The sequence below is a fragment of the Pseudomonas sp. NPDC047961 genome (assembly GCF_050272435.1).
GTDB lineage: Bacteria > Pseudomonadota > Gammaproteobacteria > Pseudomonadales > Pseudomonadaceae > Stutzerimonas.
Window position 1 is genome coordinate 154,392 of sequence record NZ_JBNNMD010000003.1, and the last position, 13,673, is coordinate 168,064.

At 57.8% G+C, this 13,673-nt stretch carries 13 protein-coding genes; 3 read left to right on the forward strand and 10 right to left on the reverse strand.

Translation table 11 applies throughout. The annotated features are described in order from the left end of the window. Window positions 1-28: 28 nt before the first annotated feature. Together ACQKIK_RS11400 and ACQKIK_RS11405 are read left to right on the forward strand one after the other, a co-directional pair. Entirely contained in the window at window positions 29-895 is an 867-nt protein-coding gene (locus tag ACQKIK_RS11400) for a LysR family transcriptional regulator (RefSeq protein ID WP_499136019.1), read from the forward strand. Between the two features lie 121 nt (window positions 896-1,016). Continuing rightward, window positions 1,017-3,911 carry an EAL domain-containing protein gene (locus ACQKIK_RS11405; protein WP_499136020.1) on the forward strand — a complete coding sequence of 965 codons (2,895 nt, stop codon included), beginning with the start codon at window positions 1,017-1,019 and terminating at the stop codon, window positions 3,909-3,911. Between the two features lie 82 nt (window positions 3,912-3,993). Here the strand turns inward: ACQKIK_RS11405 and ACQKIK_RS11410 are convergent, their stop codons facing one another. Further along, window positions 3,994-4,437, reverse strand: coding sequence for an Hsp20 family protein (locus ACQKIK_RS11410; RefSeq protein ID WP_499136021.1), 444 nt, complete (start codon window positions 4,435-4,437; stop codon window positions 3,994-3,996). Window positions 4,438-4,553: 116 nt separating this feature from the next. Between ACQKIK_RS11410 and ACQKIK_RS11415 the strand changes: the two genes are divergently transcribed. Continuing rightward, window positions 4,554-5,300, forward strand: coding sequence for an SDR family oxidoreductase (locus tag ACQKIK_RS11415; protein WP_499136022.1), 747 nt, complete (start codon window positions 4,554-4,556; stop codon window positions 5,298-5,300). On the opposite strand, the gene ACQKIK_RS11420 is transcribed toward ACQKIK_RS11415, so the two are convergent. From ACQKIK_RS11420 to flgJ, 9 genes are all read right to left on the reverse strand, one after another. Next, on the reverse strand, window positions 5,297-6,271 hold the full coding sequence (locus ACQKIK_RS11420) for a tRNA dihydrouridine synthase (protein ID WP_499136023.1): 975 nt from the start codon (window positions 6,269-6,271) through the stop codon (window positions 5,297-5,299). The genes ACQKIK_RS11415 and ACQKIK_RS11420 overlap by 4 nt on opposite strands. Window positions 6,272-6,436: 165 nt before the next feature. After that, the gene (locus tag ACQKIK_RS11425; protein ID WP_499136025.1) at window positions 6,437-6,904 is read right to left on the reverse strand and encodes a tetratricopeptide repeat protein; all 468 of its coding nucleotides are present in this window, start codon (window positions 6,902-6,904) and stop codon (window positions 6,437-6,439) included. After that, window positions 6,904-7,299 carry a hypothetical protein gene (locus tag ACQKIK_RS11430; protein WP_045426063.1) on the reverse strand — a complete coding sequence of 132 codons (396 nt, stop codon included), beginning with the start codon at window positions 7,297-7,299 and terminating at the stop codon, window positions 6,904-6,906. Before ACQKIK_RS11430 ends, ACQKIK_RS11425 begins: the two co-directional genes overlap by 1 nt. After that, window positions 7,281-7,613 carry a helix-turn-helix domain-containing protein gene (locus tag ACQKIK_RS11435; RefSeq protein WP_499136027.1) on the reverse strand — a complete coding sequence of 111 codons (333 nt, stop codon included), beginning with the start codon at window positions 7,611-7,613 and terminating at the stop codon, window positions 7,281-7,283. The genes ACQKIK_RS11430 and ACQKIK_RS11435 overlap by 19 nt, the downstream gene beginning before the upstream one ends. A 143-nt stretch (window positions 7,614-7,756) precedes the next feature. Further along, on the reverse strand, window positions 7,757-8,224 hold the full coding sequence (locus tag ACQKIK_RS11440) for a YkvA family protein (protein ID WP_499136029.1): 468 nt from the start codon (window positions 8,222-8,224) through the stop codon (window positions 7,757-7,759). 473 nt (window positions 8,225-8,697) lie between these two features. Continuing rightward, complete coding sequence (locus ACQKIK_RS11445; protein ID WP_045426055.1) at window positions 8,698-9,015, reverse strand: ComEA family DNA-binding protein; 318 nt, start codon at window positions 9,013-9,015, stop codon at window positions 8,698-8,700. Between the two features lie 126 nt (window positions 9,016-9,141). Beyond that, window positions 9,142-10,416: a flagellar hook-associated protein FlgL gene (gene flgL, locus ACQKIK_RS11450; protein ID WP_499136030.1), complete on the reverse strand. Its 1,275-nt coding sequence runs from the start codon at window positions 10,414-10,416 to the stop codon at window positions 9,142-9,144. A gap of 11 nt (window positions 10,417-10,427) precedes the next feature. Next, window positions 10,428-12,461 (reverse strand): flagellar hook-associated protein FlgK, encoded by a 2,034-nt coding sequence (gene flgK, locus ACQKIK_RS11455; RefSeq protein ID WP_499136032.1) that lies wholly within the window; start codon window positions 12,459-12,461, stop codon window positions 10,428-10,430. Between the two features lie 2 nt (window positions 12,462-12,463). Then, entirely contained in the window at window positions 12,464-13,663 is a 1,200-nt protein-coding gene (gene flgJ, locus ACQKIK_RS11460; RefSeq protein WP_046162211.1) for a flagellar assembly peptidoglycan hydrolase FlgJ, read from the reverse strand. Window positions 13,664-13,673 lie beyond the last annotated feature (10 nt).

The window sequence follows — 13,673 nt, forward strand, 5'->3', positions numbered from 1 at the left end:
AGTCCAAAACCGATGACCGGAGCCAGCCATGGACCTCGCCAGCCTTAACGCTTTTATAGCAATCGCCGAGATGGGCAGCTTCTCCCTCGCCGCTGAGCGTCTGCATCTGACTCAGCCGGCCGTGAGCAAGCGCCTGGCTTCGCTGGAATCACAACTGAGCGTGCGACTATTTGATCGGCTTGGCCGGGAAATCGGACTGACTGAAGCTGGCCGCGCGCTGCTACCTCGCGCTTATCAGATCCTCAACGTGCTGGACGATACCCGTCGTGCACTGACCAACCTCAACGGCGACGTCAGCGGACAGCTGAGCCTGGCGACCAGTCACCACATCGGGCTCCATCGTCTACCACCGTTGCTGAGAGCCTTCACACGCGCCTATCCGAAGGTGAATCTGGATATTCGTTTCCTTGATTCGGAGGTCGCTTACGATGAAGTTCTGCACGGTCGAGCCGAACTGGCCGTAATCACGCTGGCGCCGCAGACTGCATCGCCGATTCGCGCGGTCAAGGTCTGGGACGATCCACTGGACTTCGTCGTCGCTCCCGAACATCCGCTAGCCCAGAAGCCTGACATAACGCTGGCCGACGTCGCCGGCTTTCCCGCGGTATTTCCAGGCGGCAACACGTTCACCCATCACATCGCCCACCGGCTGTTCGAGCGTGAGAGGCTGACGCCTAACATCACGATGAGCACCAATTACATGGAGACCATCAAGATGATGGTCTCGATTGGGATCGCCTGGAGTGTGTTGCCCCGCACCATGCTTGATGATCAGGTAGTACGATTGCCCCTCTCTGGCATTCAACTGGCGAGGGAGCTCGGCTACATCACCCATACCGAGCGCACCCTGTCCAACGCGGCAAAGACCTTCATGTCACTGCTGGAGGCCGACTAAGCGCACTTGCACTTTGCCACTAGCTACGGATAAGTTCGCGGGACAACAACAAGATCCAAGAGAGCCATGAGCATCGCCTACCGTCAAAACATTACGCAGATCCAGCTCTTCGAGGCCGCTCATGTTGCCGCCTGATGCCACGTCTGATTCCTCCCCAAGCGGCGCACCACAACCATGGCAGGACGTTGCGCGCCTATTATCGATGCTTGACGGTGCAGGGCTCGGCCTGTGGTCCTGGGATGTTCAACGCGACGCTATGCATTGGTCCCTCGGCACGGGGAAGCTGTTCGGCCTGAGCGCGCCGCTCGTAGAGCTTTCTCCAGCTCGGTATCTCGAACTCGTCGTACCTGAAGACCGGCCGCACGTCGAGACCGCAATATGTTCGATGCTCACTGGCGCCGAATCACGATTCAGCTTCCGCCATCGCGTCTGCTGGCCAGACGCCAGTGTGCGGTGGCTTGAAATCGATGGGCAACGACAGGTCAATGAGAATGGGGAGACGACGCTGGTGGGCGTCATCCGCGACATCACCGACCGCCACATTCAGGCGCAGGCGCTTGAAGACAGCCAAGAACGCCTTGAGCTGGCACTCGCCTCCGCAGAGCTAGGCAACTGGGAATGGCACATTCCAAGCGACCGGCTCTACGCCTCTTCAAGGGCCTCCGAGCTGCAAGGTCTGGTAGAAGGCCCATTCGATGGATCGTTTCGTGAGTTTTTCCGCAGCGTCGCTGCGAACGACCGCAAGACCATGCGAGCGGCATACAGCGACCTCCTCGCCGGGCGTCGACAAACCTATCAGGCCACCTACCAGGCCAACCATCCAGACGGCACGATTCGGCACCTCGAAAGCACCGCCAAGCTCTACCGAGACGAGCGTGGCGCGCCCTTGCGCATGGCCGGAATTATCATCGACGCCACCGAACGGGTCCTACGTGCACAGCACCTGGCGGCGTCGGAAGCGAAGTTCTCAGCTTTGTTTCAAGGCAGTCCAGACCCGATCTCTCTGTCCCGCATCCGCGACGGGGTTTTCATGGAGATCAACCCGAGCTTTAGCGTTGTGTTCGGCTGGGAGAGCACCGATATCGTCGGGCGATCTGCTCCGGAAATCGGCATCTGGCAGGACGAACGCCAGCGAAAATCGCTGTTCGAGCAACTGATGCGTGATCAACGTCTAGAGAACGCCGAGGCACAGTTTCGCACCAGGACAGGACAGATCGTCACTTGCGTGGTTTCCAGCCGGTTCATCCGCGTCGACCGCCGCCTGTGCATCGTTACCACTTTTCGTGACATTACCAAACGACAACAGGCTGAGGCGGCGCTGAAGGCCAGCGAGGTTAAATTCGCCAAGGCTTTTCATTCGAGCCCTGACGCCATCATCATCAGCGAGCGCGGCACGGGACGATTCATCGAGGTTAACGAAGGTTTCCAACGCCTCTCAGGCTACAGTCCCGAAGAAGCCATCGGCAGAACCTCTTATGAATTGGGCGTCTGGCCCAGCACGCAGCGCCAGGAGATTCTCGAACGGCTCGAACGTGACGGCCGGGTGACGAACTGGGAGATGGTCGGCCAGGATCGTCACGGTCGTTTAAAGCACATTGAAGTGTCGGTAGAGCCCATCGTGCTGAACAACACAGATTGTCTGCTGTTATCCGCACGGGACATCAGCCAACTCAAGGCCGCCCACGCGCAAATTCACCACTTGGCCTATCACGACCCGTTGACGAACCTGCCTAACCGAACGCTGTTGATGGATCGCCTGACTCAGCAGACGGCGTTGCATAAACGCCACAAGCTGCGTGGCGCCCTACTGTTTCTCGACCTCGACCACTTCAAACACATCAACGACTCGCTTGGACATCCTGTCGGTGACGCGGTATTGAAAATGATCACTGCCCGCCTCGAGGCCAGCATCCGACAGGAGGACACCGTAGCCCGTCTGGGTGGCGACGAATTCGTTGTGCTACTCACCGGTTTGACGGGCAAGCGCTCGGAGGTGACCCGCCATGTCCGCCAGGTCGCCGAAAAACTTCGCACCCTCCTCGCCGAGCCTATGGTGTTCGAAGGCAACAGGCTGCAGGTAACGCCCAGTATCGGTATCGCCTTGATGCCTGATCACGGCGAGACGCCTGCCGACCTGCTGAAGCGCGCCGACATTGCGCTATATCGGGCAAAGGACGCCGGACGCAATGCGATTCAGCTGTTCCGCACCACAATGCAACAAGCCGCCAGTGCACGCCTCCAGCTTGAGAGCGAACTGCGTCTTGCCCTACAGCGCAACGAATTCGAGTTGTACCTTCAACCACAGGTCGACGCGCGCTCCGCCAGGGTGATCGGCGCCGAGGTCCTGTTGCGCTGGCATCACCCGGTGGATGGCGTGCGTTCCCCTGCCCAATTCATCGACGTGCTCGAAGAAAGCGGCCTGATTGTCGAAGTGGGCAATTGGGTCATCAGGGAGGCCTGTCGCATCGCCGCATCGCTGTTGGCCAACGGCATCGTTGATTCGGACAGCTTCAGCCTCTGCGTCAACATCAGTCCACGGCAGTTCCGCCAGAGCGATTTCGTCGAACGGGTTCTCGAAGCGCTCAAAGCCGTCAGCCTTCCGCACACAATGATCAAACTGGAAATCACTGAAGGCATCGTTATCCAGAACCTGGACGACACCATCGCCAAGATGCGCCGCCTCTGCCGACAGGGCGTGAGCTTCGCCATGGACGATTTCGGCACTGGTTATTCTTCCCTCACCTACCTGAAGCGGCTACCAGTCGATGTCCTTAAGATCGATCAGTCCTTCGTTCGCGATGCACTGGATGATCCAAACGACGCCGAGATCATTCGCGCCATTGTCGCAATGGCGCGAAGTCTAAGGCTGGAAGTGATTGCCGAAGGGGTCGAACAACAGGCGCAGCTTGACCTGCTCCAAGCGCAAGGCTGCTACCTGTATCAGGGATATCTCTTCAGCCGCCCTATCCCGCCGGCAGATTTCGGAGCACTGCTTAAAACCTATTCGCTCAGCTGAACGGCGTTGCCAGAAAAAGAAAACCCCGCCGTGCGAAATGCGCAGGCGGGGTTACTGTTCAAGTTACGCGCTGGCGGCTCGCTCAGCCCTCCAACGCCAAACGCTCACCGTTAATTGGGATGCGCTTGGGCTTGGCCTCCTCTGGCACGACACGCTCGAGCTCGATGCTGAGAAGCCCATTTCTCAGCTCTGCGCTCTTCACTTCAATATGGTCGGCGAGGCGGAACGAGAGCTTGAAAGCACGCTGGGCGATACCCTGGTGCAGGTAGGTAACGTTTTCGCCACTGTTCTCACGCTTGCCACCGCTCACAGTCAGCACGCCTCGCTCGACCTGCAAATCCAGGTCGGACTCATGGAACCCAGCGGCGGCTACGATGATGCGGTACTGATCATCGCCGTGCTTTTCCACGTTGTAGGGCGGGAACGAGCCGTTTGCATCATTGCGCAGCGCGGACTCGAACAGATCGTTGAAGCGATCGAAACCAATGGACTGACGAAACAGTGGGGCCATCGAAAAACTAGTCATTTTGCTGTCTCCTGATATTCAGCGAGTGGTTCATACAGGACCCGAATTCGGCATCCTGTGATGCCCAAAATAGGAACTGCTCGCCTGTTTTCAAGCCCGGTCGTCGAGGATTTTTTATGTCGAAAGTGATGTTGATAACGGGGGCCAGCCGTGGCATCGGCGCTGCCACAGCCAGGCTCGCAGCGGCTGAAGGCTACGCGTTGTGCTTGAACTTTCGATCGCGCCAGGACGCAGCCGACAAGCTATTGAACGAGCTGCACAGCCGGGGCGCGCGCGCAATTGCGGTCGAGGCGGACGTAGCGGAGGAGTCGCAAGTCATACGCTTGTTCGAAGCGCTTGATGCCGAATTCGGCAGGCTCGACGTACTAGTCAATAACGCCGGCATGCTCGAACGCCAGACGCGCCTGGAAGACATGGACAAAGCACGCCTGGAACGCGTATTCGCGGTAAATGTATTCGGTAGCTTTCTCTGCGCCCGCGAGGCGGTCAAGCGCATGTCCACTCGCAACGGTGGTACCGGCGGTGCCATCGTCAACGTCTCCTCAATTGCAGCCAAACTCGGCGCGCCCAACGAGTACATCGACTACGCGGCCGCCAAGGGCGCGATAGATAGCATGACCCTCGGGCTGGCCAAGGAAGTCGCTGCAGAGGGCGTCCGGGTCAATGCCGTACGGCCCGGCGTGATCCATACAGAAATTCACGCCAGCGGTGGCGAGCCTGATCGCATCGAGCGCGTAAGGAGCAGCGTACCCATGGGCCGGGGTGGTGAAGCGAAAGAGGTCGCTGAAGCGATCCTCTGGTTGGCCAGCGACAAGGCCAGCTACACCAGCGGCGCTTTTCTTGATGTGAGCGGAGGACGCTAAACAGCCGCCTTAAAACCCTGCGCGTTTACGCCTAGACCCAGCAGTGCGTCGAGCCGATCGCAATCGTTTTCCCGCCGAACCTGAGCGAACAGCGTAACGGCTTGCGGATAGTTACGGGTAAGCAGGGATAACCATTGTTTGAAACGACCTGGCGCATAGCGCGGAGACATCTTGCGTCGCGCCTGCATCCAGAAATCGGCCAAAAGCGGTTGCAGATCTTCCCAACTCAGCGGCTCGAGCAGCGCACCGGCCTTTGCCGCCGCGATCTGCCGAGCCAGATCCGGCCGACAAACCAGTCCGCGGCCTAGCATGATGTCCTCAACTCCGCTGACCTCACGGCAACGTCGCCAGTCCTCGACCGACCAAATATCGCCATTGGCAAACACCGGCACATTGACGACGTCCCTAACCTTAGCCACCCACTCCCAATGCGCTGGAGGCTTATATCCCTCGACCTTGGTCCGCGCATGCACAACCAGTTGCGCAGCACCGCCATCAACCAGCGCACGGGCACAGTCGAGCGCGCCGTCCTTGTGGTCAAAACCCAAACGCATCTTCGCGGTAACCGGTATATGCGCCGGAACCGCCTTACGTACTTCGTGAAGGATGGAATGAAGCAGATCCGGCTCCCTGAGCAGAACGGCGCCACCGCGGGATTTATTGACCGTTTTGGCTGGGCAGCCGAAATTTAGATCGATTGCAGGGGCGCCGAGGCTACACGCGAACGCCGCGTTGTCAGCCAGGCAGAGCGGATCCGAGCCCAGCAACTGCACACGCAACGGCGTACCTGCGCCGGTTGCAGCGCCGTGTTCAAGCTCGGAAGCAAGCTTAAGAAAACTAGATGCCGGTAACAGACGATCCGACACACGGATGAATTCGGTCACGCACCAGTCAACAGCGCCAACACGGGTGAGAACGTCGCGGAGAATGTCATCAACGAGCCCTTCCATAGGCGCCAAGGCGATCTGCATTAGAAACGACCCAACCGAGAAAGCGCTGCATTGTACGGACGCCAGCCATGGTAAGAAATGTCCGCGTCACGCCAATCGGCAGACTACATCCGACACCAGGCACTAAGCCAAAAGGTACTGGGGTTGAGCCTGCAAACGCGGACGCTTTATCTCAGTCACAAGTAATCAAAGTCCGAGTCTGGCTGCACTGGCCTTGTAATGCTCCGCCTGCTGCACGTCTCGTGCGAGGCCATGGCCGCCCGCCATGTACAGCTGAGCCAACCTGGCCGCCGCTAAGGGGTGCCCTGCCTCGACGGCAAGCTTCCACCAATGCGCGGCCTTGGCGCCGTCTGGGCCGTGAGTAGCGTCTTCGCCCAGGCTGATGACACCCATCTGGTAAGCGGCCTTGGCGTCGCCCTTTTCGGCAGCCAGACGCAGCAGACGTATACCCTCTTGCCTAGCACCAAATCCCTGTCCTCGAAACAGCAGGATATGGCCATAAAAGCTTTGCGCCTTCGAATCGCCAATCGCAGCCATGCGCGAAAATTGGCCCTCCATCCAGCGCCACAGTTTCGGTTGCTGAACGGCCCAACGTGAGCTCATCAATTTGCGAGCAAACAGATAACCGACTCGCGCACGGATGTTATTCAGCATTACGGAATCCCTGGATAATCAAACTCGAACACTCGCGCAACCTCACCTGCGTGCCAGGATGCGGCCGCAGAACCGTCTGCCGGACCAGAAAAGCGCCCGAGGCGAGTAGCACATTCGAAAAAACCGGTTCTTGGCAGACGACTTGCCCCTTGGCTCACCACCAACGCACTACGTAGCGGCCGATCCGCACGGGCATCCAGCGCAGCCAGATGTTCCAGCGCGGCTGTCAAGGTTTGCATGGCAGGCGCTGGTAACTGGAGCCGTTCGACCAACGCCCGGTAAGTGACCAGATGGCGCTGTCGCCGCACCTCAGCCAACTCGTCCAACAATGCCTGCCAATGTGGACGGCTGATGCGAATTGACGCTGCGGTGCCTGTCACGCCTCCTGCTGCCATCCTTCGATCTCCAATGCGCGGGCGAGTGCGCGACGTATCGCATTATCGGGATCGCGTTCACCGCTTTCGATGAGGGCGAGATAAGCAGGGCTGATACCCACCGAGCGCGCCAGCGCTTCTTGGCTCAACCCCTTAGCCTCCCGCAACATCGGCAACGTTCCGAAAGTTGGCAATGCGCCTAGAGCAGTATCACTTGCCTCCACTGGCTTTGCGGCGCTTACGTCACGCCCGTTCGTCAGCAGAGCCTGATACTCCTCCCACGGCAGCACGGCATACTCTGGCTTACCGTCCCGCATGATGACCTGAACACTCATCCGCTACCCCGACCGTAGTCTCAAATTGGAAAGTCGGGATCTTACCAGTCCGCGCGGCTATTTTTTCGACACCAGCCGGTCGCACCAAAGAATGAGGAAAGGGGCTGCACGAGCCATTCGAAAGAACTAATCCAGGGTCTTTTTTAGCGCCCGACATTCCGCCCGTTGCTGACGTCACTATCCATTGGTTCGTCCAAGGAGGGTAACCGGTCGATACTTGCTCGAACATCCGCTGACTGGCTGTCTCTCCAGGTCCGAAACGCCTGCAACTCGCCAGACCACTTGCGGATTATCCAACCCAGTACTGCCAGATCATCAACGAAGCCAAGACCTGGAATCCAGTCGGGGATAGCGTCCAAGGGGGACAGGAAATACAACAAACCAGCTACCGCAGCCACCAGCGCTGGTCTGCTGACCTGCCGATATTCGCCTCGCCACCACGCCACACACAGTTGCTGCAGCAAACCAAGATCTTCACGCAGACCTTTCATCAACCCACCCTGAGCCGAGCGTTTGCGCGCGACCGCAAGTAGCACGATGGGCAACCGGCCCCGAGCGAGCACACGTTGCGCCATCGGTAGGTATTTAAAGAGATTCCAAGGTGTTTTCATCAGATACCTCCGACTAGAGCTGCTTTGCTCGTTCTCTGAAAATATCCACAGAACCTGTGGATAAGCTTGTGAACAGCGGCTGGATGACTGGCTGGAACGCCCGCGTGACGTGGCCTCTAAACAGATCGGCAGCTTTTTACTCAGCGCAAATAAATCTTTACAATCAGTAAGTTAGCAAACCCCAGCGATCTGCTGCGCCGCGTACAGGTGTCTTCCCAGACAAGACGGTATCAATGTGAATAACCGTAACATGTCAACGCCTTTTTAAGGCTAATTCGGCCTCAAAGGCGGTAGACAAAGTTAGCTGAGCGTTCTAACAAGGACAGCGCGCGTAGGCCCGCGTTCCTACCTACCGGACCGGGATAGCCAACGCAGCAGAACCGGCCCGATTTGAGAGCGGGTCTGCGCAGCACCGTTACAGGCATAAAAAAGCCGGTCGAATGACCGGCTTCGTTTATTCAAAAATAGGCTGGTCAGTTAACGCCCAGTTTGGTTCGATTTTTTTCTAAAGTGGCCGCACCGATTCCTTTAACTTCGAGGAGCTCATCGACGGCGGTGAATGGGCCATGCGCTTCGCGATAAGCAACGATCGCCTTGGCCTTTGTTGCGCCAATACCCTTGAGTTCGCGGGTCAGGGTTTCGGCGTCGGCCGAATTGATGTTGATCGGCGCAGCTTGCTGGGCCGTTGCAACCACTACTGGGTCAGCAGACTTGGTCGGGCCAGCGAAACTGCTGAGCGAGACGCCAGCGAGCAGTGCGAATATTGAAGCGGATATAAATGACTTAAGCATTGTTCATGTCCTTATGAGTGTCGGATTAGCGACGCGGTACTCCATGCGCCGCAATGACACTCTAAGTCGCACCAATAGCAAGTCAAATCGGGCTGCTTATTCTGTGAACCGTGCCCTCCGGGCGACTCAACGCATCACGTTGAACAGACTCAATCCCGCGATCTTCACATAACTCTGCTGGGCTGCTTCAAGCACCACCGTCTGCATCGATAGCCGAGACAGCGCTTCAGCGTAGTCGAGCTCACGCAGCTCGGCCTGCACACCTTTGTTGACCAGCGCAACATCTTCGTTATCAGTTTGTGTTGTTTCGATTACATTGAGTCGAGCCCCGATGTTTCCGCGCGCCTGGTCAACACTGACCATGCCGTGGTCAAGGTTGGTTAGGGCTACTGCTACGGCGTCGCGAACGCCGGCATTGCCAGTTGACGGGTTTTCCAGAGATGAGCGGAGGTTAGCAATGGTATCGAGGATGCCCTGCTTCTGCTGTGTTGCACTGGGGCCAGATAGCTTCGGAGTGATGTTTACCGCTTCCCCGCCTATAGCCGCTCCGTCGAGTTGCAACGTCATGCCGCGAAACACCAACGAATCGCTCTTGCTAGAGTTACTATCCATTCTTAAGCCAGTTCCGTCCGTAAGCGGGGCCGCTGCAGGCAAGCCGCTATTGTCCAGCTCGTAAATATCGTAGCTGCCGTCCGCGTTGAACTGGAGTTGAACTCCATTGGCAGGAAAACCATTGGCTCCGGAAAAAGCAATCTCGTCACTAACGAGTGGAGCTGAAACGGCGAGAGTTGAACCAGGCGGAAACGATGCGGCTGGCTGTTTTTCCAAGCGCCCCGCATCTGTTACGTTCTGAAAAATAGACTTTCCGTTATCGCTGATCGGTATTCCCAGAGAGCTTGCGATCTGCAATTTCCGCTGCCCTTCGTCGCCCTGGTAGCTGTAGCTGCCATCGCCAGCGCGAACGAACGGTTGCGTCTTGCCCTGAAATCCGGAAAACAGGTACTCACCACGCGCGTTTCGGGTATTCATCAGCGAGAGCAGCTCGTCCTCCCTCTCGCCCAGCTCCGCCGAGATCGACTTTCGATCCTGAGGATCCAGCGCACCGTTGCCAGCCTGTACAGCCAGCTCACGAACACGCTGCAGCACGGTATTAACCGAATTCAGCGTCACCTCTTCCTGGGTCAGGCTGTTCTTTGCCGCAGTGAGGTTGGAGTTGTACTGGCTCAGCACATTCTGCTGCTGCTCAAGCTGCAACAGACGCACCGACGCGACCGGATCGTCTGCCGGCGTCAGGATTCGGTTACCCGTGCTGATCTGTTCCTGTGTGCGGGTTGCATTGGAGTAGTTCCGTTGAATGCCGGCTACGCCGTTATTGAATGCTTGCAAGGTCGAGATGCGCATGGGCGGGCCTGTTACCTGAAGGTACTGATCAATGTATCGAACATGGAGCGGGCAACTTGAATGATCTGAGCCGAAGCGTTGTAGTACTGCTCGAACTTAATCAAGTTCGCGGCCTCCTCATCGAGGTTTACAGCCGACAGCGAATCGCGATTATCCGTGGCCTGCTTGAGAATCGCGCCGGTCGCTTCGCTGTCCATACGGGCCTGAGCCGTCAGGGTGCCGACTCGCTCAACCAGTTCGCCATAACCATCTGTGAAGCTGAAGCCGGATCCTACAATCGCACTATCAACCCCGACCGTCTGTTTGGTCTGTAAATTGACCAGCGCTAGCGCGTTCCGGTTATCCGATACTCCGTTTGTATTGAAGCCTAAGCTGAACGCATCCCCCGACTGCGGACGACCACTTAGGGAAAACTCGAATAGGTAAGGATCAGAGCTAGTCGATGGAGGGATTAGGGGTGGTGTATACGCCAGCCGTACAGTATTGGTAGTGCCGGGCGCTAAGCTGGAGAGCGGATTGCCATTGCTATCGATCAGCTGCCACTCGGGCGGCAAGGTGCTAGACGAACTAAAAGTATAAGTTCCGTTTGCCGCCGTGGCTTCAAAGGCGGGAAGTGCGGCGAACGCACTTTTCAAACCGGGTACATCAATCGGCGACGGCCCCGATAGGAGTCGCGGTTGACTGATATTGCCAGTGCCCCGGTTCTGCAGGCTCGACTCACCGCGCACAATCGACGCGAAGGCCAACTGGTCCGCCTGATCCAAATCAACGGCGATATCGGTCGCGCCCCGGCGCGTCGGCATTGCCGTGTAGGTTGCGCCGGCCACACTAGCCGGTCCGACACTAAATCCCAGGCCCGCTATTTCACCGTTACTGACATCAAAGACCGTCGGCACACCGCTTGTTTGCAGCCAAGCGCCGCCTACGGGACGCACGCGAAACTGTTCCGTAGACCCTGAAACGAACTCAATCTGATAATCGCTGGTCGTCAGACTTGATGGGGTTTCGATTCGTACGTCCAACCCTGTTGGGTACGTGCGCCTGCCGACTAGATCAGACGAATTGATATCTTTGAACAGATCAACACCCACCTGCCCCTTTAGATCCAACCCTTGTCCCAACTGGGTATTGACCTGATCACTCACGACCAGCGCCAGCCGTCCCAACGAATTCATCGTCGAATCCAGTACTTCCTCGCGATAGCGAATCAACCCGCCCAACTCACCGCCGGTGATCTGCGAGGTAATGCCCTGCTCCGAGCCACCGCTGACAAATCGGATCTCATGACGGTTGGGATCGCTGAGCCCCGGAACCACCTTGAGCTGACTCACCGTCTTCCCGACAACCAAAGGCTGACCACTGCCAACCGAAATATTGAAGCTGTTGTCATCCTGGGGCGTCACGCTGATGCCGATATACGTCGACAATTGCCGCACGGCCTCGTCGCGCGCGTCGAGCAAATCATTGGGCTGTTTACCATTGGCCGAAGCGGTCGCGATGGCGTCGTTCAAGCTGCCAATACTGCCAGCGAGCCGATTGACTTGGTCGGTCACCGCCGCCATCTGCTTGTTGGTAAAGTTGTTTTGCTCGGTCAAGCGATTCGAAACCGTATTGAAGCGGCGCGCCAGGCCTTCGGCTTCAGCAAGGACCAACTGGCGTGCTGGAATATTGGCGGGGTCTTCCGCCGCCGTTTGCAGCGCTGAAAAGAACTTCTGCAACGATGGGGTGATACCTGTCGTGCTGCCGGCTAGCAATGAATCAAGCTGGTCAATCTGGCTTTCGTAGGCTTCAACGTCACTGCTGAGCGACGTGCTGCTGCGCAGCTGACTGGTGAGGAATTCGCTGTAGCTACGGCGGATCTCGACCAGCGTCGTACCTGAACCGACGTATCCAGCACCACTGAATTGCGGCGTGCGGGTCGCTTGCGAGGCATCCTGCCGGCTGAAGCCCGGTGTGTTGACGTTGCTGATGTTGTGGCCGGTAATGGACAACTGGCTCTTGCTGGCACTCAGGCCAGACAGGCCAATATTCAGTAAGTCAGCCATGTTTAACCCCTAGTCCGCATCGCGGGCGACGTGCTGGCGTCGGCAATTGTCTGATAGGTCTGCACTTTACGAGCGATCTGGTTGATCTTGTTCGCGTACTGCGGATCGGTTGCGTAACCGGCCCGCTGCAATTCGTTGACGAAACGCTCGGAATCACCAGAGACGCTGGCGACCTGGATCGCGGGCTTATAGCGCTCGTTGTTCTCCAACAGCCGGACGTAATCGTTAAAGCTCTGCTCGAACGAGTCGTAAGCCCGGAACCCGGCTACCTGCTTGGTCGCTTTGCCGTTTACGTATTCGGTCGTGGTGACTTTCGCCGACTCCCCGCTCCAGCCATTAGCCTTAATACCAAACAGGTTGTGGCTGTTGCTACCGTCTTTCTGCTTGATCATTGACTTGCCCCAACCTGTCTCGAGCGCAGCCTGGGCCACGAGGAAACGCGGTTCTACGCCGAGACGCTTGGCTGCTTTTTCTGCCATGGGCAACATGGTCGCAATGAATTCAGCCGGAGAGCTGAAGCGCGTCTTGCTTGGGGCGCTTGGGGCGCTCGCTTCGACGCCATTGATGGTCAAAGCTGCTTCTTTGGGCGCAGCGAAAGCGGTGGCTGGCTTCCAGTCAAGATTGACCAACGGCTGAGTCACTCCCGCTTGGTTTGCTTGCTCGGCCTGGGGAATCGCGGCAGCGACATCCGCCTGCGCCCGCTCGGCCAGACGGCCCGGCAGGGCCAGACGACGCTGGTTGAGCATCTGGGTATCGTTACGGGCAGGGTCAACCTTAGCGAGCGTCGTGTTGGCGTTAGGGTTGCTCGACCATTTGGCACCTTCAGTCTGCGCAACCTGTGCGAACGGATTAGGCTTCTCGACAGGTTTCTGATCCTTGCTCAACTGGCGAATCAGTACATCGGCCAGCCCTATGCCACCGCCTTCCTTGGACAGCGTGACTGAGAGCTGCTGGTCATGCATATCTTGGTACTGCTTGCTGGCCTGGCTGTTGAACGGATTGTCCTTCGCCATGACCTCGGTGGCCGAACGCATCGACTTCAGCATCTCGTTCATGAACAAGGACTCGAACTCCTGAGCGACCTTGCGCACGTTCTCGGCGCCGTCGCGGTCCTTGCCAACCTTGAGCTGGTTCAGCCGGTTGAGGTCGGAGTAACTACCGCTATCAGGGGTACGACGACCCAGTCCCAGACGATTTTCCATGTCCCGTTCC